Source organism: Crossiella sp. CA198, from assembly GCF_052078295.1.
Classification (GTDB): domain Bacteria; phylum Actinomycetota; class Actinomycetes; order Mycobacteriales; family Pseudonocardiaceae; genus Crossiella.
In genome coordinates, this window is the sequence record NZ_JBQJIM010000041.1 from 46058 (window position 1) to 66611 (window position 20554).

Annotated in this window: 15 protein-coding genes; 9 read left to right on the forward strand and 6 right to left on the reverse strand. The window is 69.7% G+C overall.

The genetic code is table 11. The annotated features are described in order from the left end of the window. Positions 1-19: 19 nt before the first annotated feature. Positions 20-2407, forward strand: coding sequence for an HAD-IC family P-type ATPase (locus ACTOWY_RS41420; RefSeq protein WP_441315064.1), 2388 nt, complete (start codon positions 20-22; stop codon positions 2405-2407). Between the two features lie 28 nt (positions 2408-2435). Here the strand turns inward: ACTOWY_RS41420 and ACTOWY_RS41425 are convergent, their stop codons facing one another. Beyond that, complete coding sequence (locus ACTOWY_RS41425) at positions 2436-2861, reverse strand: pyridoxamine 5'-phosphate oxidase family protein (protein WP_441315065.1); 426 nt, start codon at positions 2859-2861, stop codon at positions 2436-2438. A 361-nt stretch (positions 2862-3222) separates the two neighbouring features. Between ACTOWY_RS41425 and ACTOWY_RS41430 the strand changes: the two genes are divergently transcribed. Then, complete coding sequence (locus ACTOWY_RS41430; protein WP_441315066.1) at positions 3223-5256, forward strand: NPCBM/NEW2 domain-containing protein; 2034 nt, start codon at positions 3223-3225, stop codon at positions 5254-5256. 201 nt (positions 5257-5457) lie between these two features. Beyond that, positions 5458-6549: a glycoside hydrolase family 5 protein gene (locus ACTOWY_RS41435; RefSeq protein ID WP_441315067.1), complete on the forward strand. Its 1092-nt coding sequence runs from the start codon at positions 5458-5460 to the stop codon at positions 6547-6549. A gap of 211 nt (positions 6550-6760) precedes the next feature. Here the strand turns inward: ACTOWY_RS41435 and ACTOWY_RS41440 are convergent, their stop codons facing one another. Further along, on the reverse strand, positions 6761-7675 hold the full coding sequence (locus ACTOWY_RS41440; protein WP_441315068.1) for a hypothetical protein: 915 nt from the start codon (positions 7673-7675) through the stop codon (positions 6761-6763). A gap of 72 nt (positions 7676-7747) precedes the next feature. After that, positions 7748-8644: a LysR family transcriptional regulator gene (locus ACTOWY_RS41445; RefSeq protein WP_441315069.1), complete on the reverse strand. Its 897-nt coding sequence runs from the start codon at positions 8642-8644 to the stop codon at positions 7748-7750. A 105-nt stretch (positions 8645-8749) separates the two neighbouring features. Here ACTOWY_RS41445 and ACTOWY_RS41450 point away from each other — a divergent pair, with 105 nt between their 5' ends. Continuing rightward, positions 8750-9607 (forward strand): aldo/keto reductase, encoded by an 858-nt coding sequence (locus ACTOWY_RS41450; protein ID WP_441315070.1) that lies wholly within the window; start codon positions 8750-8752, stop codon positions 9605-9607. Between the two features lie 118 nt (positions 9608-9725). On the opposite strand, the gene ACTOWY_RS41455 is transcribed toward ACTOWY_RS41450, so the two are convergent. After that, positions 9726-10664, reverse strand: coding sequence for a hypothetical protein (locus tag ACTOWY_RS41455; protein WP_441315071.1), 939 nt, complete (start codon positions 10662-10664; stop codon positions 9726-9728). 229 nt (positions 10665-10893) lie between these two features. On the opposite strand from ACTOWY_RS41455, the gene ACTOWY_RS41460 reads away from it, so the two are divergent. Beyond that, complete coding sequence (locus ACTOWY_RS41460; RefSeq protein ID WP_441315072.1) at positions 10894-11442, forward strand: sigma-70 family RNA polymerase sigma factor; 549 nt, start codon at positions 10894-10896, stop codon at positions 11440-11442. Further along, entirely contained in the window at positions 11439-12119 is a 681-nt protein-coding gene (locus tag ACTOWY_RS41465) for an anti-sigma factor family protein (RefSeq protein ID WP_441315073.1), read from the forward strand. Before ACTOWY_RS41460 ends, ACTOWY_RS41465 begins: the two co-directional genes overlap by 4 nt. Positions 12120-12183: 64 nt before the next feature. Here ACTOWY_RS41465 and ACTOWY_RS41470 read toward each other — a convergent pair whose 3' ends face one another. Further along, entirely contained in the window at positions 12184-15825 is a 3642-nt protein-coding gene (locus ACTOWY_RS41470) for a S8 family peptidase (RefSeq protein ID WP_441315074.1), read from the reverse strand. Positions 15826-16242: 417 nt separating this feature from the next. Between ACTOWY_RS41470 and araD the strand changes: the two genes are divergently transcribed. Continuing rightward, entirely contained in the window at positions 16243-17967 is a 1725-nt protein-coding gene (gene araD, locus ACTOWY_RS41475; RefSeq protein WP_441315075.1) for an L-arabinonate dehydratase, read from the forward strand. A 7-nt stretch (positions 17968-17974) separates the two neighbouring features. Continuing rightward, entirely contained in the window at positions 17975-18862 is an 888-nt protein-coding gene (locus ACTOWY_RS41480) for a dihydrodipicolinate synthase family protein (RefSeq protein WP_441315076.1), read from the forward strand. A 69-nt stretch (positions 18863-18931) separates the two neighbouring features. On the opposite strand, the gene ACTOWY_RS41485 is transcribed toward ACTOWY_RS41480, so the two are convergent. Beyond that, positions 18932-19156: a hypothetical protein gene (locus ACTOWY_RS41485; protein ID WP_247764077.1), complete on the reverse strand. Its 225-nt coding sequence runs from the start codon at positions 19154-19156 to the stop codon at positions 18932-18934. A 324-nt stretch (positions 19157-19480) separates the two neighbouring features. Here ACTOWY_RS41485 and ACTOWY_RS41490 point away from each other — a divergent pair. After that, positions 19481-20554: helix-turn-helix domain-containing protein (locus ACTOWY_RS41490; RefSeq protein WP_441315077.1), on the forward strand; the 1074-nt coding region annotated here is incomplete at its 3' end.

The following is a 20554-nucleotide window of genomic DNA, read 5'->3' on the forward strand; positions in this document are numbered from 1 at the left end:
TGGCGCGTACCCTCGCGCAGTGTCGACGACGGAAGAACCGGTCGCGCTCGCCGGGGTTGACCCCGCCAGTGGACTGACCGAGCAGCAGGTACGGCAGCGCGTCGCGGCCGGCCAGTCCAACGACGTCCCAGCCCGTGCCAGCCGCAGTGTCGGCGAGATCATCCGGGCCAACGTGTTCACCCGGTTCAACGCGATCATCGGGGTGCTCTTCGCGATCATCCTGGTCATCGGGCCGATCCAGGACGGCCTCTTCGGCGTCATCATCGTGATCAACACGCTGATCGGCATCGTGCAGGAGGTGCGGGCCAAGCGCACCCTGGAGCGGCTGGCCATCGTCGGCGAGGCCAAACCCACGGTGCGCAGGGACGGGCGCGCGGTGGAGGTCTCCCCGCACGAGGTCGTGCTGGACGACGTGATCGAGATCGGCCCCGGCGACAAGATCGTGGTGGACGGGCTGGTGCTCACCGCCGAGGCGCTGGAGGTCGACGAGTCGCTGCTCACCGGCGAGTCCGACCCGGTGGTCAAGCAGCCCGGCGACGAGGTGATGTCCGGCAGCTTCGTGGTCGCGGGCACCGGCGCCTACCAGGCCACCAAGGTCGGGCGGCAGGCCTACGCGGCCCGGCTGGCCGAGGAGGCCAGCAAGTTCACCCTGGTCTCCTCCGAACTGCGCTCGGGCATCGACAAGATCCTGCGCATCATCACCTGGATGATCGTGCCGATCGGCGCGCTCACCGTCTACAGCCAGCTCGCCGACAACAAGGACGTGCCGGACGCGATCCGCCGGATGGTGGCCGCGCTGGTGCCGATGGTGCCCGAGGGCCTGGTGCTGCTGACCAGCATCGCCTTCGCGGTCGGCGTGGTCCGGCTCGGGCGGCGGCAGTGCCTGGTCCAGGAGCTGCCCGCGATCGAGGGCCTGGCGCGGGTGAACGTGGTGTGCGCGGACAAGACCGGCACGCTCACCGAGAACGGCATGCGACTGGCCGAGGTCCGGCCGCTGGACGGGCACTCGGCGGCCGACATCGCCGCCACGCTGGCCGGGCTGGCCAGTGCGGATCCACGCCCGAACGCGAGCCTGCAGGCCATCGCCGAGGCGCACCCGGACGGCACCGGCTGGCAGGTCAGCGCGATCGCCCCGTTCTCCTCCGCGCGCAAGTGGAGCGGCGCGAGCTTCCACGCCGACGGGGACTGGGTGCTCGGCGCGCCGGATGTGTTGCTGGCACCGGGTTCCGCGGTCCGCGCCGAGGCCGAGGAAACCGGCTCGCAGGGCCTGCGGGTGCTGCTGCTGGGCCGGGCGAGCTGCCCGGTGGACGACGGCGCCGCACCCGGCGTGGTCACCCCGGTGGCCCTGGTGGTGCTGGAGCAGAAGGTCCGCCCGGACGCCAAGGACACGCTGGACTTCTTCGCCGCACAGAACGTGGCGGTGAAGGTCATCTCCGGCGACAACGCGGTCTCCGTCGGCGCGGTCGCCGCCTCGCTCGAACTCGCGGGCGCGGACAAACCGATCGACGCGCGCACCCTGCCCGAGGGCAAAGCGGCGCTGGCCGATCCGGTGGACAACGGCACCGTGTTCGGCCGGGTCACCCCGGCGCAGAAGCGGGACATGGTCGGCGCGCTGCAGTCCCGAGGGCACACCGTGGCGATGACCGGCGACGGCGTGAACGACGTGCTCGCGCTCAAGGACGCCGATATCGGCGTGGCCATGGGCGCGGGCAGCCCGGCCACCCGGGCGGTGGCGCAGATCGTGTTGCTGGACAACAAGTTCGCCACCCTGCCCTATGTGGTGGCCGAGGGCCGCCGGGTGATCGGCAACATCGAGCGGGTCGCCAACCTGTTCCTCACCAAGACGGTGTACTCGGTGCTGCTGGCGGTGCTGGTGATCATCGCCCAGGTGCCGTACCCGTTCTACCCCAGGCATTCCACCCTGTTGAACGCCTTCACCATCGGCATCCCGGCCTTCTTCCTGGCGCTGGCGCCGAACAAGGAACGGGCCCGCAGCGGGTTCGTGGCCAGGGTGATGCGGCTGGCCGTGCCCGCCGGCGCGATCGCCGCGGTGGCCACCTTCACCAGCTACCTGCTCGCCATCGCCGACCCGAGCGCCACCCAGGCCCAGCGCAGCACCGCCGCGGTGGTCACGCTGTTCCTGGTGGCCTTCTGGGTGCTCGCGGTGATCGCCCGGCCGTACGTGTGGTGGAAGGCCGCGCTGCTGCTGTCCATGGCGGCCGGATTCGCCTTCGCCGTGCTCATCCCGTTCGGCCAGCGCTTCTTCGACATCGACCCGAACCACTCGCCCACGCTGTTGCTGAGCTTCCTGGTGGCCGGTGTCGGCATGCTGCTGATCGAGCTGAGCTGGTGGCTGGACGGCTGGCTGCGCCAGGAGAAGGAGCGGGTGGGCCTGCCCGCCGACTGACGAACGCGGGTCTGGGGCCGCCTGCTGATCAGGCAGGCCCCAGATCGGCGGAGAGCCAGTGTTCCGGCCGCAGGTAGATGGTGATGTGCTCGCCGAGGTGGGTTCGTTCGTAGGCCACGAACTCCTCGACCTTCTCGCTGGGCAGGTAGCGCGCGGCCAGCTCCCGCGACCGCTCGTCGTCACCGGCGGCGGTCCTGATCACCGGACCCTCCACCGAGACGTAGCGGACCGTCGGTGTGCTGCGCTGGGCCAGCAGGCTGAACCGGCCGGCGGCGGCGATCGCGCGGGCCTTGCGGGAATCGGGCGGCGTGCGCACCCACAGCTCACCGCCGGGGGCGTACTGGTACCAGATGGGCACCGTCAGCGGCGCCCGGTCCGGACGTTCCAGGACCGACAGCGCGCCGATGTGCGGCTGAGCCAGGAACTGTTCGCGTTCGGCTTTCGACAGTGCCATGGGCCCGGATACCCCGGTGGCCCAGCCCGCAATCGAATTGCCGGACCCTGGCCAAAAGTACAACAAAAAGGAACAGGGTGAACGCACCGAGCCGCCACTCGGTGCGTTCACCCCTGCCCTGGATCGGCGGTAGCCATCCAGGGAGCTCATTGGACTGACTGATCAGACAGTAAGCCTTGGACCTGCGGCGCGTCAAGCCCGTCGCGGATGAATACGTTGTCATCCGCAGGCTACTCCATGTTTACCAACCTCACCTCGGGCGTATTGACAGCCCGTTCGCTTCTGGTTGAACTGTGCGTGCTTGTGTCTGTTTCCGTTTGATTCTGACCGGTTGCCTGCGACGCCAACCCGAGGAGATCGGATGAGTTCCCTGTCCAAGCGGCGGTTAGCCGCGCTGGCCGCCACGTTCGCCGTGGCCGTGGGCAGCGGTGCGCTGGCCACCACGCCACCCGCACTCGCCGAGCCGCCGCCGCCCGCGGTAGCCATCGACGACGGCCTGGCCCTGACCCCGCCGATGGGCTTCAACAACTGGAACACCACGCACTGCCGGGCCGAGTTCAACGAGAAGATGATCACCGATATGGCGGACATCTTCGTCGACCGCGGCCTCAAGGCGGCCGGCTACTCCTACGTCAACATCGACGATTGCTGGGCGCTGCCGCAGCGCACCGCCGACGGCAATCTGGTGCCCGACCCGGTCCGCTTCCCGCGCGGCATCAAGTGGCTGGCCGACTACGTGCACGCCAAGGGCCTCAAGTTCGGCATCTACACCAGCGCGGGCATCAAGACCTGCAACAAGGTCGGCGGCTTCCCCGGTGGACTGGGCTTCGAGGAGCTGGACGCCAGGCTGTTCGCCTCCTGGGGCGTGGACTACCTCAAATATGACAACTGCAACAACCAGGGCGTGGACGCCAAACTCCGCTACACCAAGATGCGGGACGCGCTCAAGGCCACCGGCAGGCCGATCGTGTTCTCCATCTGCGAGTGGGGCCAGAATAAGCCCTGGGAGTGGGCCAAGGACGTCGGCCACCTGTGGCGCACCACCGGTGACATCAACGACACCTGGGCCAAGACCGTCGACCTGCTCAAGCGCAACATGGTGCTGGCCGACTACGCCGGTCCAGGGCACTGGAACGACCCGGACATGCTGGAGGTCGGCAACGGCAAGCAGTCCAGCACCGAGTACCGGTCCCAGTTCGCACTCTGGTCGATCATGGCCGCCCCGCTGCTGATCGGCGCCGACCTGCGCAAGGTCTCCGCAGAGCACTTCGAGATCCTGACCAACAAGGAGATCATCGCGATCGATCAGGACAAGCTCGGCAAGCAGGGCAAGCCGATCCGGATCCAGAACGGGCAGTACGTCTTCGTCAAGCCACTGGCCAACGGGGACAAGGCGGTCGCGCTGTTCAACGAGACCGACCAGCCTGCCCGGATCAGCGCCACCGCCGCCGAGGCCGGCCTGGCCAAGGCCAGTGGTTACAAGATCCGCGACCTGTGGACCGGGCAGGACGCGCACACCGCGGGCACGATCGCGGCGACGGTCCCGCCGCACGGCACCGCGATCTACCGGATCTCCGCCGACCGCGCCTGGCCGCTGTACCCGCCCGCGGTGGACAGCCACACCGACCTGGAGCTGCGCTACCCCGGCGCCGCGCCGGTGGTCACTCCCGGCAAGGCCGCCAGGGTGAGCACCGCGGTGCACAACGCGGGCAGGCTCCCTGCCCTGTTCGCCAAGGCCAGGATCAGCGCGCCCGAGGGCTGGACGATCAAGGCCGAGTCCCCGGCGAGCACCCCGCTGCTGCGGCCGGAACAGACCTGGCGGACCCACTTCGCGATCACCCCGCCGGCCGGGACCACACCCGGCAGGTACCCGGTGACCAGCACCGTCACCTTCCACGGGCCGCGGCCGAGCACGCACACCCAGAGCTTCGACCTGCTGGTGCCCGAACCCGCGCCCAGCGGGACGGTGCAGCTCTCCGACACCAAGTGGCTGCGCTCGGCCAACGGGTTCGGGCCGGTCGAGCTGGACACCAGCAACGGCGAGAGCAAGGCAGGCGACGGCAAGCCGATCACCATCAACGGCGTGGTCTTCGCCAAGGGCCTCGGCGTGCACGCGCCGAGCACCGTCGAGTACCACCTCGGCGGCCGGTGCTCAACGGTGTCCGCACAGGTCGGGGTGGACGATGAGAAGAACGCAGGCTCGGTGGTCTTCCAGGTCTTCGCCGACGCGGCCAAGGTCGCCGACAGCGGCGTGCTGACCGCCGCCGATCCAGCGAAACCGTTGCAGGCCAACGTGTCCGGCGCGACCCTGCTGCGCCTGGTGGTCACCGACGCCGGTGACGGGCAGAGCAACGACCACGCCGACTGGGCCGATGTCCGGCTGACCTGCTCCTGATACGAAACAGACCCCGCTCACCAACCATCCCCCCTTGACGGTTGGTGAGCGGGGTCACTAACATCCTGCCCACTGTTAGGAAACTAACCTAACAATGTGTTCCCAGCATCTGCACCGCCGCCGCCACGCACCGCCGCCGCCTTGCACAGCTCGGAGACCCCACCCCTGCCCTGGGTCTCCGTTCCGAGAGGAGCGCAAACGATGGGACGGCTCAACGTAGTCAGCCGCGCACTCGCCGTGATCGCGGCGGCCGCTCTGGCCACAACCGGTGTGCTCGCCACCAGCGCACAAGGTTCGCCAACCCCCCACACTCCGGCGTCTTCGGACACCGTGTCCACCCAGGCCGTGGCCGCCCTGCCACCAGGCACGCCCGCGGCGATCAACGGCCAGCTCAAGGTCTGCGGTCTGCAGCTCTGTAACAAGAACGGCAAGCCGATCCAGTTGCGCGGCATGAGCACGCACGGCATCCAGTGGTACAGCCAGTGCGTGAAGACGGCCTCGCTGGACGCGCTGGCCAAGGACTGGGGCGGCGATGTCCTGCGCATCGCGATGTACATCCAGGAGGGTGGGTACGAGACCAACCCCCGGAAATTCACCGACATGGTGCACGGCTACATCGAGGAAGCCACCAAGCGCGGCCTCTACGCGTTGATCGACTGGCACCAGCTCACGCCGGGCGACCCGAACCACAACACCGCGCGGGCCAAGACCTTCTTCAAGGAGATCGCCCAGCGGCACAAGGACAAGACCAACATCATCTACGACATCGCGAACGAGCCGAACGGCGTGGCCTGGTCGAGGATCAAGACCTACGCCGAGGCGGTCATGCCCACCATCCGCGCGGAGGACCCGGACAGCCTGATCCTGGTCGGCACGCACGGCTGGGGCTCGCTCGGGATCTCCGATGGCCGCAACGAGCAGGACATCATCAACAACCCGATCAACGTCCCGAACATCATGTACACGTTCCACTTCTACGCGGCCTCGCACAAGCAGAACTACCTGGACGCGTTCACCCGCGCGGCCGCCAAGCTGCCGCTGTTCGTGACCGAGTTCGGCACCCAGACCGCCAGTGGTGACGGCGGGAACGACTTCACCTGGTCGCAGAAGTACATCGACTTCATGAAGCAGAAGAAGATCAGCTGGACCAACTGGAACTTCTCCGACGACAACCGCTCCGGCGCCGTGTTCAAGAGCGGCACCTGTGCGGGCAACAACTTCGCCGGCACCGGCGTGCTCAAGCCCGCGGGCGCCTGGATCCGCGAGCGCATGCGCACCCCGGACGAGTTCTGACCGCTCCTCCACAGGGAGAACCCCTGCACTGTCCACTTCGGACAGTGCAGGGGTTCTCGTGTGTCCCCGCCGGCGTGTTGGCCGTTGTCGTACATGGTGTTGGCCGAACTGGTACGCCCTCCGGCCAACACACCGTCCACAACGGCCAACACACCGTACGACAACGGCCAACACGCCGCCCAGGACGGCCATCACGGTGGCGGGTGGGTGCCTAGCGGCCGCAGATCGCGAAGGCCTGCGCGCCGGATCGGGGCGGCGGTCCGTTGTGGTAGTAGATCCGCCAGCCCTCGCCCTGCGGATGCGAATCGGTGACCCTGGGCGCGAACCCGCCGCCGCTGACCACCCAGCTGTCGCCGGGGCAGGTGATCGCCGCGTCGCCGTAGTAGTCCCACGGCGGCAGGATGTAGTGGCCGGACTTCACCAGCGTCTGGCCCTGGATGCCGTTGGCGCAGATCGCCTGGCTCTGCACGGTCCGCGTCGCGTTGTCCTTGTTCAGGATGCCGAAGCGCCAGGCTCGCAGGTCGTCGCCGGGGTTGGACTCGACCCGGCTGAAGTAGGTGTCGGCCGAACCACCGCCGCCGACCAGCGCGACGCCGTTGGGGCAGCCGGCCCACACATCGCCGAAGGTGTTCACGCCGACCGGCCGCTTGGCGTAGCTGTGCTGGTAGTGGCTCAGGCCGCTGTAGCAGACCGCGTAGACGTGCAGGGTCACCTCGGTCGCGCCCAGGTTGGTGACCTGGACCTTCCAGCCGCGCCCGCCGTCGAGGGCCAGGCTCTGGTGCAGGGTCACCGAGCCCGCGTTGGAGTTGTACTCGCCGCCGCCGGTGGCCAGCATGCCGTCCGGGCAGTAGGCCTCGGGCTCCTGCCAGCGGTTCGGGCCGATGGTGACCGGGCCGTACCGGGTGATGTGCCGCCGGGGCAAGGCAGCCGCCGCCACCGGCCCGGTAATGGCGGGTTCCGGCTTGGCCGCGGTGTCCGGAGGGAACCGGTCCATCCCCGGCGTGACCTGTACCGGACCGCCGTTCCCCGCACCCGTCGGGGTGGCCTGTGCCTGACCGGAGACGGCGGTCAGGACGAGCAGGGCGGCGGCCAGCACGGCCGCGCCCAGGTTCTTTCGCACTCGCATGGCGCCACTGTCCAGCCGCGGCCGCGCGAAGTCCCCGGCCGGCGGCCGGACTAAGGGGCGATGATCACTGCCCTACCCGGCGGGCAGCGCGTCACTGCCCAGCACCAGCCGCAGGAAGGCCTGCGCGGATGGGCTCACGTGCTCGCCGGAGCGCAGCGCGATGCTGGCCTCCCAGTTCGGCGCGACCGGCGCGTGCAGTTCGGCGATGGCGACCTGGAAGCCCTTCTTGTAGGCCATCGGCCGCGGCACCACCGCGATGCCGAGACCGTGTCCGACCAGCTCCAGCAGGCTGTGCACATCGTTGAGTTCCAGGGCCACCCGCCGGGCCATGCCTGCCGCGGTGAACACCCGGTCGGTGAGCTGGCGGGCGCCCCAGTCGCTCTGGAAGTCGACGAAGACCTCATCGGCCAGCTCGGTCCACTCCACCTTGTCCCGCCGGGCGAAGCGGTGCTCGCGACCGCAGACCAGCAGCATCGGCTCGGTGGCCAGGTGCGCCAGGCTGACCCCGTCCGGGGCCGGTCGCGGCTGGTCGACCAGGGCCAGGTCCAGGCGACCGGCCTTCACCCCGTCGATGAGTTTGGCGCCACCGGCCTGGGTGAGCCGGACCTCGACCCCGGGGTGCGCGGCGTGGAAGCGGGCCAGCAGCGCGGGCGCGTCGATCACGCCGAGGCACTGCACCATGCCCACCGACAGCGTGCCGCGCAGCACGCCCTGCACCGCGGCCACCGCGTCCTTGGCCGCGGCCACGCTGACCAGCGTGCGCCTGGCCTCCACCAGCAGGGCCCGGCCCGCCTCGGTGAGTTCCACCCGTCTGGTGCTTCTGACGAACAGTGGCGCGCCCAGCTCCCGTTCCAGTGCTTTGATCGAGGCGGAGAGACCGGACTGGGCGACCCGCACCCGCTCGGCGGCCCGCGTGAAATGCCGTTCTTCCGCTACCGCGACGAAGTACTCCAGGTGCCGAAGCTCCACGACTGTGCACGTTAGCCGATCAGTGCCAGCAGGTTCTTCTGTTGGACATAACCGAGACCACAACGCAAGCTGGAGAAACCGCTTACACCGACCACAGGAGCGAGTATGAGGACCCGCCGCATCGGCGATGTCGAGGTGAGCGCGATCGGCCTGGGCGCCATGCCCATGTCATCGGAGTTCGGCAAGGACAAGCAGGCCTCGCAGGCCACCCTGCACGCGGCGCTGGCGGCCGGGGTCACGTTCATCGACACCGCGGACGCCTACTGCGCCAACAGCGCCGACTTCGGCGACAACGAGCGTTTCGTGGCCCAGGCGCTGGCCGCCTATCCAGGGGACACCAGCGGCGTGCTGGTCGCCACCAAGGGCGGGCACACCCGCGACGCGCAGGGCGCCTGGGGCCTCAACGGCGACCCCGGCTACCTGAAGCAGGCCTGCGAGGCCTCGCTGAAGCGGCTCGGCGTGGACGTGATCGGGCTCTACCAGTTCCACCGGCCGGACCCGTCGGTGCCGATCGGCGACTCGGTGAGCGCGCTGCGCGATCTGCTGGACGCCGGGAAGATCCGCTACGCCGGGGTGTCCAACTTCAGCCCGGCCGAGATCGTCGAGGCGAACGAGATCCTCGGCGGCAGGCTGGTCTCGGTGCAGAACCAGTTCTCCCCGGCCTTCCGCGGCAGCGAGCCGGAGCTGGAGCTGTGCGCCGAACTGGGCATCGCTTTCCTGCCGTGGAGCCCGCTGGGCGGGATCACCAAGGCGGCCGAGCTGGGCAGCGGATTCGCCGCCTTCGCCGAGGTCGCCGACGGCCGGGGGGTCAGCCCGCAGCAGGTGTGCCTGGCCTGGATGCTGGCCAAGTCCGAGGTGGTGGTGCCGATCCCTGGCGCCAGCCGGATCTCTTCGGTGCTGGACTCGGTCGCCGCGGTGCACCTGGACCTGTCCGCGGCGGAGATCGCGCACCTCAACGGCTAAGCAGGCCACCGGAACCCTCCGGTCCGCACCCGCCGTCGAGTTGGCCCAAGTCGTACGCCCAGTTGGGCAAACCCGGCGTACGACTTGGGCCAACTCGGCGGTTGCGCCATCGGGGATGTCAGTAGCCGCCGGCGCCCGCGCCGCCCTGGGTGCCGCCGCTGGCGCTGGCCGTGGTCTTGGCCTTCTTGCCGTCGGGAGCGGCCACGAACCAGGTGCCCTGCACGGCCTGGCCCTTGGTGTCCCCGGCCCTGGTGTCCTGGGCGAAGCGGTACAGCGGCCAGCCGCCCAGCGTCAGCTGCTCCGAGCCGTCGGGGCGCTTGACCGAGCCGACCAGGGCCTCGTCCACGCCCTGCACCCGCAGGCTGCCGGTGACCAGCGCGGGCGGCCAGGCCTCCAGGCACTTGGCGGCGCAGTTGGACTTGGACGGCTTGGCGGTGTCCTTGTCGAAGCGGTACAGGGTCAGGCCGTTCACATCCGTGACGATGTTGCCCAGATCGCTGGAGGCCACCACGTTCAGCGTGGCCGCGGCGTTCTGCCCGCCACCGGCCGCCGCCTTGGCCTTCTTGCCGTCGGGGGCCGCGATGAACCAGGTGCCCTGCACGTTCTGGCCCTTCATCTCACCGGGCCCGGTGTCCTTGGCGAAGGTGTAGAGCGGCCAGCCGCCCAGGGTGAGCTGCTCGGTGCCGTCATCCCGCTTGATCGACCCCACCAGCGCCTGGTCAACGCCCTGCACCGTAGGCTGCCCCTCGACCAGCGCCGGCGGCCAGGCCTCCAGGCACTTGGCCGCGCAGTTGGATTTCGAGGGCTTGGCGGTGTCCTTGTCGAAGCGATACAGGGTCTTGCCGTTGGCGTCGGTGACGATGTTGCCGAACTGCGCCGTGTTGGAGACGTTCAGCGCGGCGAGGGCCGGGATCTCACTGGTGCTGGAACGCTGTGGCGCCGGTGGCTGGGCCTGCGGAGCGGCACCGTCCACTCCGGACCCGCAGGCTCCGGCGAACAGCACGGTGGACACAGCGGAAACGGCCAGGATCATGGTGCGAGCGCGTCGAGTCTGCACGGTCTCTCCCTCTCCACAAGGTTTCGGTCGTTGTGCTCAGCTCCGGATGCCGTGGGATACGCGGAGGTCACCGGCCCGGGTTCAGTCCCGGCGCAGAAAAAAACAAATGCCCAGGATCACCCTGGAATCCTGAACCGGACCAGCGGGCTCCTCGTATCCCACGGGAAGGACGCCCTGTGAGCAGCGCAAAGGAGCGAGGCCAGATGATGCGGCGACGAAAGGCAGCGCGGTGAACGTACGGCGCTTCGGCAAGCCGGAGAAGCGCGCGGACGAGGCGGAGCGCCAGCTCATCGCTCTGCTGTACCGCCAGTACGGGCAGGTGCTGATGCGGCATGCCATGCGCCTCACCGGCAACGACAAGTACTGGTCCGAGGACGTGGTGCAGGAGACGCTGCTGCGGGCCTGGCGGCATGCGGAGAAGCTGGACCGCGACCCCGACCTGCTGCGCGCCTGGCTGTTCACCGTCGCGCGCCGGATCGTCATCGATGCTAGGCGCAGCAAGGGAATCCGGCCGCAGGAGGTGGATCCGGCCCCGCTGGAGGTGATGCCGGAGCCCGCGCGGACCGACGAGGCCCTCTCCCGCATCGTCATCAAGGGCGCCCTGGACAGTCTCAGTGCCGAGCACCGGGAGGCGGTCGAGCAGACTTATCTGCGCGACCGCTCGGTCAGTGAGGCCGCCGCCGTACTGGGTGTCCCGCCGGGCACCGTGAAATCGCGGGTGTTCTACGCGCTGCGCGCACTGCGCCGGAATCTGGAAGAACAGGGGGTCACGTCATGACGCCGCCGATCGAGCACACCGACGTGGGCGCCTACGTCCTCGGCGTGCTGGACGCGCACGAGGCCGAGGCGTTCGAGGCGCATCTGCTCAGCTGCGAAATCTGCCAGGCCGAGCTGAAGTCCTTGTCCTCGCTGCCTGACCTGCTGGACGAACTCCGCGAGCAGCCGGTCGCCGCGGCCGAACCCCTTGGCGCGGCCGATCCGATGCCGAGGCTGCTGGACGAGCTGGCGGTGCGCCGCCGCAGGCGCAGGGTGATCACCTGGGTGGCCGCGGCCGCCGCCACCGTCGCGATCATCGCCGGGCCGATCCTGACCGCGACCTTCACCGCCACCGACCCGAACGTGGTGGCCTTCCCGGACGGCGTGCCGAAGCTGACCGGCTCCGGGCCGACCGGGGCCTCGCTGGAGCTGACCGTGCAGGGCCGCGGCTGGGGCTCGGACGTGGTGCTGGCGCTCAAGGGCGTGCGCGGGCCGGAGGCGTGCGAGCTGATCGCGGTGTCCAAGACCGGTCAGGAGGTCACCGTGAACAGCTGGCTGGTGCCGGACCGGGGTTACGGCGTGCCCGATTCGCCGAAGCCGCTGATGATGCGTGGCGGCGCGGCGCTGAAGCCGGGCGATATCGCCAAGTTCGAGGTGCGCACCCTGGACAAGAAGGTCCTGGTGAGCATCCCGGCCTGATCGGCTGATTCGAACGCGGCAGGGGGCGGACCAGCGCGGTCCGCCCCCTGCCGTGCTTTTCGGCTCACTTCAGCGCGTAGGCCCTGATCAGGGTCTGCTCGACGGAGTTGCCCTCGGCGTCGGTGGCCTGGACCTTCAGCGAGACGAACCCGCTGCTGTCCGCCTTCCTCGGGTGCTGGATCGCCCCGCTGTAGCCGCCCTCGGCGCCGAGTGCGCGCAGGTCGACCGATTCCCAGCTGCCGCCGTCGTTGTAGGAGACCTCGGCCTTGACCTCGGCGACCTTGACCGGGGGCGCGCCCGGCTGGGTGGCCGCGGTCAGGTTGAGCGCGTAGACCCGGTCGGCCGGGGCCGCGTTGTCCAGGTCCAGCTCCAGGTTCCAGCGGGCCTGGAGCACTGGCAGCGGCACCGTCTTGCCCGCCTCTCCCCTGGCGGAGGCGAAGCTCCACGAGGAGAAGGACTCGGTGCCCACCGACCAGCCGGGACGCCCCTGGTTGACATCGAGTTCGACCCGGTAGTTCGCCTTCTCCGGCACGCCGACGGCGAGTTCGCCGAGGGCGTGCGGTTGCTCGGCGACCTGCTCGCCGTCCCGGTAGACCCTGGCCACCGTGCTCGCGCCGAGATCACGCAGGTAGTGGTCGGGGTCGCTGTCCAGGTACTCGGCGAAGTTGAGCCGCAGCCTGTCGTCCACCCGGCTGACCGGGAGCAGCGCCTTGGACACGCCGGGCTGGAACGGGCCCTGGTACCAGTTCACGGTGCGGTTGCTGCCGGCCACCGGCAGCGGCGCGGATCCGTTGCCCGCCACGCTGTCCCCGTCCTGGCTGCCGTAGAACAGCGGGTTGAACCGGGTGTTGTTGGCGGAGAAGTACCGCACGTGGTCATTCGGGAAGCGCCGGTCGTAGGTGCTGGTCAGTCCGATGAAGTCGTACGGCCGGAAGCTGAACATGCCCAGCATGCCGACCTGGTCCGGGCGCACCGCGTGCAGCTTGGTGCGCTCGGTGGCCAGGGTGGCCGGACCGGCGTCGAAGGACAGGTCCGCCGGGATGCCCTGCGCGAACGGCGCGACCAGGTGGTACTGCACCGGGCTGTGCGAGACGCCCTTGAGTTCCAGCGTCACCGGCCCTCGGCCGAGCAGTTCGAGCAGCCGCTTACCCTCCACATTGGACAGTTCGAGGCCAGGGATGGCCGGGTTCCTGGTGGTGTAGTCGGCGAAGCGGCCCGGCCCTGAGCCAAATACCGCGGCCACCCCGGCCTTGGCGCCGGCCGCGTTGCGCACCTGGTCGTTGGGCGTGATGTCCTTGGACTGCTGGATCAGCGCGATCTTGCCGCGCACATCCCGCCCGGCGAACTCGGCCGGGGTGCCGGTGCCGACGTAGACCACCGGCAGCCGGTGGGTGCCGTCGATCCGCTTGCCGAGTTCCTGGCCGCCGCCAAGGTAGTCCGGGCGCAACACGGTGTCCGGGGCAACGACGCGGGCGGCCAGCTTGGGCGTTTCCAGCCACATCCGGTTGGCCAGCTCGAACTCGCCGCGGGTGACCGGGGCCGAGGGCACGGCGTAGATCCGGTCCACGGTGCGGCCGTAGAAGAAGCCGCTGGTGAACCGGCGGGCGCCGCTGGCCCTGGTCCAGGTCTGGGACAGCGTCACCGGTTCGGTCTTGTCCGGGGTGCGGGCCTGGACCTCCTTGGCGCCGCGGCCGTCGAGCACGATCGAGGTCGCCTCCTTGACCTCCACCTCGTCCTTGGTCACCACGGTGTACTCGGTGTCGTTGCGGCTCGGGTCGGCGGTGGAGAGGAAGCTGCCGACGAAGTACTTGCCGGGCGGCAGCAGCGCGCCGCCGGAGCCGGTGGCGTCCACGTTGACCCGGTGGTACTTGCCGTCATCGAGGTTCCACAGCGCGACCGAGGCGTAGCCGGGGGCCTTGCCGTCGCGGGCGGTGGCGGTCACCGAGACCTTGTGCTGGAGGTCCTTGTTGAAGCCCAGCACGGTCCGCAGCACCGCGGCGCCACCGGACTGGGTGGCGGTGAGCGCGCCGGTGTAGAGCCCGATCTCGCCCGCGTTGGGATTGAGCGTGACGGTGGCGGTGGCCGAGCCCCCTGCCGGGATCCGCAGGGTGGCCGGGCTGACCGAGAGCGCCTCGGCCGGCGCGGTCGCGCCACCGGCGGAGCGGGCCTGCACGGTCAGGTCCAGCACAGCCTCGGCGGCGCCGTCGTTGGTGTAGGTGACCTTGCGGGTCACCGGGTCCACCGAGCCGTAGGGCCCGAGGAAGCGCCCAAGGCTGAGCGAGCCCGCGTCGGCGCGCAGTTGCTGCTGCGCGGTCGCGGCCACCCCGACCGCGAGGCGGCCTGCGCCCTGGTCGTAGGTGGAGATGCCATCGAGGGGTTTGGCGGTCTGCATCAGCGCGGTCTTGAGCTGTGCCGGCGTCCACTTCGGGTTGCGCTGGGCCAGGATCGCGGCGGCGCCTGCCACGTGCGGGGTGGCCATCGAGGTCCCGTTGGCCGAGACATAACGCTCGCCACCGGCCGAGTTGGCCTTGGCCGCGCTGATCGCGACGCCCGGCGCGGCGATGTCCGGTTTGAGCGCGTGATCCCCGAACCGCGGTCCCTTGCTGGAGAACGGCGCGAGCTTGTCCTGCTTGTCGACCGCGGCCACGGTCAGCGCGGAGTCGGCCGCACCCGGCGAGGACACGGTCTCCGGTCCGCCGAACCCGGAGTTGCCCGCCGCGATGACGAACAACGCGCCGGTGTCCGCGGAGATCCGGTTCACCGCGACACTCATCGGGTCGGTGCCGTCGGTGGGCCCGCCGCCCAGGCTCATGCTGACCACCTTGGCCTTGCCCGCGGCCCACTCCATCCCGGCGATGATCCCGGACTCCGAACCCGAGCCGCCGTCGTTCAACACCTTGCCGCTCAACAACTTCGCCCCGGGTGCGACGCCCTTCTTGGCTCCACCGGAGGCGGCGCCGGACCCGGCGATGGTCGAGGCGACGTGCGTGCCGTGCCCGTGCTTGTCCGCGGCCGCCGGGGCGTCGCTGAAGTTCTTGTGCTCCACCACTTTCCCGGCCAGGTCCGGGTGCGTGTCGTCAATCCCGGTGTCCAGCACCGCGACCGTGCCACCGGTCCCGTCGAACCCGGCCTGCCAGGCGGCGGGCGCACCGACCTGCGGCACACTGGTGTCCAAAGTGGACTGAACCTTGCCGTCCAGCCAGACCTTGGCGATGCCGCCGTTCAGGCTCGCGCCACGTCCGGCCAGCGCGCCCCAGAACTCACTCATCCTGCCGCGCTCGGCCCGCACGGCCTGGGCGTTCGCACTGGCCAGCACGGCCTGCCGGGCACTGCCCGCGGGCGGCGCGGCGGTGATCGACATGTCCTGCCGCGGGTAGCTGAGGATCAACGGCAACGATCCCTGGCGCTCGAAGCCCTGCTCGACGAGCCTGGTGACGTTGAACAACCGCTCGTCCAGCACCCCGGCGGCCAGGTACGGCTCAGCGGCGAACGGCACCACATACGCCTGTTTGTCCAGCGTGTAGCTGCGGTACTGCTCCGATCCCTTGACCCTGGCGGCCTGCCTGCCGTCGGGGTAGTAGTCCAGGGCGACGGTGTCCCCCGTGACCAGGGTCAGCTCGGCCGAGCGAACCGGCACATCCGGACCGGGCCGCGCTTCCGGTGCAGGCGCGGCGGCCGCCGATCCCGTTGCGAGTGCGCTTGCCACCAGGCCCAACGCGGTCAAACCCGCGGTGATTCTCCGACGTCTCGACAAGGTGCCCCTCCTACCCACCAGGCGATACCGGACGCCGAAGCTAGCGGCGGGGCGCGTACCCCAAACACCTACGAAGGTGGTCTAAACCTCGCGTTCGAGTGAACCCCCACCCACGAAACATCGGACCCCCACCGAGTGTTGGCCGATCTCGTACGCCACGTTGGCCCAACTGGTACGGGTCTTTGGCCCAAGTGGCACGCCAGTTGGGCCAAGTCGACCCGGCGGCCGACCATAACGGCCAACTCGGCGTACAAGTTCGGCCAACACTCGGGGCCTGGGGCAGAGATCCGACCTTTTTCTTGACCCGAGTGGCGGTGGCGATGGAGACTCGGGGTCTGAAAACGTTTCCAAGACTGGGGAGCGGGATCGATGGTGTTACGGCCCGAGGAGTTGCGGAGTCACCGGTGGTACGGCGGGGAGGGGTTGCGGTCATTCAGTCATCGGGCCCGGACCCGGCAGCTGGGCATCGGGGCCGAGGAGCACCTGGGCAAACCGGTCATCGGGGTGATCAACACCTGGAGTGAGCTGAACCCCTGCCACAGTCACCTGCGGGACCGGGCCGAGGCGGTCAAACGCGGTGTGTGGCAGGCCGGGGGCTATCCGGTCGAATTGCCCGCGGGCGCCCTGTGCGGGGAGACGTTCCAGAAGCCGACCGCGATGCTGTACCGCAACCTCCTGGCGATGGAGGTCGAGGAGCTGCTGCGGTCCTATCCCCTGGACGGGGCGGTACTGCTCGGCGGGTGCGACAAGACCACGCCCGCGTTGCTCATGGGGGCCTTCAGCGTTGACCTGCCGGTGATCTTCGTGCCCGCCGGGCCGATGTTGCGGGGGCACTGGCGCGGCGAGACGCTGGGCAGCGGCAGTGACATGTGGCGGTACTGGGACGATCGCCGGGCCGGGCTGATCGGCGAGGAGGAACTGGCGGGGCTGGAGCAGGGGCTGGCCCGGTCGCCGGGGCACTGCATGACCATGGGAACCGCCTCCACCATGACCGCGGTGGCCGAGGTGCTGGGGCTGACCCTGCCGGGGGCCAGTTCCATCCCGGCGGTGGACTCCGAGCACGTGCGGATGGCCGCGGCCAGTGGCCGGCGGGCGGTGGAGCTGGTGTGGCAGCAGGTCACCCCATCGTCCATTGTGGACAAAGCGGCCTACGAGGACGCGATCACCACGGTGCTGGCGCTGGGCGGGTCGACGAACTCGGTCATCCACCTGATCGCGATGGCCGGACGCAGTGGGATCCCGCTGGGGCTGGACGAGTTCGACGCCGCCTCGCGCGGAGTCCCGGTGCTGGCCGACATCCGGCCTGCCGGGCGATTCCTGATGGAGGACTTCTACTACGCGGGCGGGTTGCGGGCCCTGCTGGCCCAGCTCGGCGAGCTGATCCACCGGGAGCGGCGGACCGTGGGCGGCTGCACCCTGGACATCGCGTTGCGGGACGCCGAGGTGTACAACCCGGAAGTCATTCGCACCCAACGGGATCCGGTGTTCGCCGAGGGCGGGCTGGCCGTGTTACGCGGCAACCTGGCGCCGGACGGAGCGGTGATCAAGAGCATTGCCGCCGAGCCGGAGTTGTTGCGGCACACCGGGCCCGCGGTGGTCTTCGACGGGTACGCGGACATGCAGCGGCGGATCAACGACGAGTCACTGGGCATCACCCGGCAGACCGTGCTGGTACTGCGCGGCGCCGGACCCCAGGGCGGGCCGGGGATGCCGGAGCACGGGATGCTGCCGATCCCGGAACACCTGCTGCGGCAAGGGGTCCGGGACATGGTGCGGATCTCCGACGCGCGGATGAGCGGGACCAGTTACGGCACCTGCGTGCTGCACATCGCGCCGGAGAGTCACGTCGGCGGACCGCTCGCACTGGTGCGTGACGGGGATCTGATCAGCCTGGACGTGCCAGGGCGGACGCTGGAACTTCTGGTGCCACAGGAGGAACTGGATGGCAGGCGGGCTGCTTGGACTGCTCCGCCACCGGTCTACGGGCGCGGCTACGGACAGCTCTACGCACAACACATCGGTCAGGCCGACACCGGCTGCGACTTCGACTTCCTGGCCCGCGACGGCGCGGTGCCCGACCCCGAGGCTGGGTGAGACAGGCATGGACCTTCGGCAGGCACTGCGGTCGGTCGTGGTCATCACGGTCACGCCGTTCGACGCCGACGACCGGATCGACGAGAAGGCCTACGGCGCACTGGTGGCGCGGGTGGTCGACGCGGGTGTCAGTGTGGTCACGCCGAACGGGAACACCAGTGAGTTCTACTCGCTCACACCGTCCGAAATGGACAGAGCACTGGACCTGACCATCGAGGCCGCCGGGGACGCGCTGGTGTTGCCGGGCATCGGATTCGACGCCGCACGGGCCGCGGAGATGGCGGTGCGCGCGCACCGGTCCGGGGCGCGGGCGGCCATGGTGCACCAGCCGGTGCACCCGTTCCTGTCCGTGCGCGGCTGGGTGGACTACCACCTGCGGATCGCCGCGGCAGCACCGGAACTGGGCCTGGTCGCCTACGTCCGCTCGCCACAGGTGACCACGGCGGCACTGGCCCAGCTGGCGCGGGAGTGCCCGAGCTTCATCGGGGTCAAGTACGCGGTGCCGGATCCGCTGGCACTGGCCGACGCGGTGGCCGTGATCGGCCAGGACCGGCTGACCTGGTTGTGCGGCCTGGCCGAGAGCTGGGCGCCGTTCTTCGCCACCGCGGGCGCGCAGGGTTTCACCTCGGGACTGGCCACCATCGCCCCCGAGTTGTCCCTCGGCCTGCTCGACGCACTGGACTCCGGCGACCGGGCGCGGGCGATGTCCTTGTGGCACAAGGTGAAACCCCTTGAGGACGCGCGGGCCCGGCTGGGCAGCGCGAACAACGTCTCCGTGGTCAAGGAGGCACTGGCCCAGCTCGGCCTGTGCGGACGGGCCGTGCGGCCGCCGATCGCCGAACTCAGCGGGGCCGAACGCGCCGAGGTGACCAGGATCCTGGCCACCTGGCACTAACGATTGCAGGCTCGTGTCCCCCGCCCGCGACCAGGGAGAGGCACGGGGGACACGAGCCCGGGAGGGATGTCACCGTTCGATCTCGTGCTGGTGCGGCATCGGGATCCGCGCCACGCACAGGACGCATGGCATCCCGGAGCTGGTCGGTTCGATCACTGCCAGCGGAGCCACATGTCCGCACAAGGCGGTGAGATCATCCGGCGGGGTCTCCGGGCGCAACGTGGCCACCTGGAAACCGTGCACCTGCTTGTCTCGCCAGCTCCGCCACCAGGCCAGATTGTCATTGGCCGCCATCCGCACCACCGTCCCGTGGTGCGCAGTAGTGGCACACGACTTCTCCCCTCCGACACAACCGGCTGATCGGAGGGGTCCGACCGAGCGGCTGTCCCCGGTAACCTGCTTACCCATGGCAGTGGATCAACCACTGTGCGTACAACGTTAGGGAACCTGACGCGACAAGAGGACTGACCGGAAGTACGGGTTGGCTCCCATCGGTCGGTGCGTGGCGAGAGGGCGAGCACCGTGGCCGGACGAACGGGAAGACTGCGAACGGGTCAACGTTCTCCGCGCTGTGTCGGAATCGTCTCCGGCTACGTGCTCAAGCTGGCCAGGGAGTCCGTGCCGTTGAGCCAATCGGTGCTGGCCGAGCATCTCGGGGTTGACCTGACCACGGTGCAGGGATGGGAAAGCGGCCGCCGCCCGCTGACCGCGATCCGCACCGCCGACCTGATCCGCCTGCGCGCCAAACTCATCCGGCTGGGCGTGCCGCCCAAGGTGTTCGCCGCGCTGGAGGACGCGCTGGAGGCGGATCTGCTGATCGGGCACGCGGTGGAGGCCGGAGACCGCCCGGCCAGGGTCCTGGATCACCCGCTCGCCCAGTGCGTGCACCGGCGCAACCTGACCAACATGATCACCTGGCCGTTCACCGGCCTCACCCCGCCCAACCTGCGCGACCTGGACCGGCAGAGCCACCAGCGGCGCGGCCCGGTGCCGGACCGCCCAGCCCTGGGTTCCACCGAGACCAACCGCTTCTTCGACCACCTGCTGGTCACCGCGGACGCCGGGTCCGCGCAGGAGGACGCCCTGCTCCGCCGCCAGGCCGTCTACCTGCTCGGCTTCGACGACCGCGGGGCCACCGCGGCCTGGCTGGGCACCGAACAACGCCGGGCGCTGCGCAGCGCCGGCCGCACCGACCACGTGCCGTCCTGGGTGGAGGTGCGCTCCTCGGCCATCGCACTGAGCCGCTACGGCGACCGGGACCCGTTGCGTGCCTTCGTGCGCACCGCGCTGACCAACGAGGCGCAGGAGATCGCCAACCTCAACTACTGGGCGTACTGGGTTGGCGAGGTCGGCGACGTGCAGACCGACGACGGTTTCATGACCGAACTGGGTGTGCGGTCCTGGACCGGCGAAGACCTGCTGCGCCACCTCCTCGTCCGCCTGCAACCCGGCAGCGACCACGCCGAACTGAACATCCACAGCCTCTGGTCCCTGGTGCTGGCCCGCCCGGCGCTGCTCAATGGGAGCCCTGGTCTGCGCAGGCTGGCCAGGGAACGGGTGGACGGGATGAGACACCTTCTGTCAACCTCAGGCCGCCGACGGCGGGTGGAGGGCCTGTTGTCGGTTGCGAAGGTGAACGGTTTCGTCGTAGCGGACGCCTCGGGTGAGGCAGTGCCACAGAATTTCCAGCCA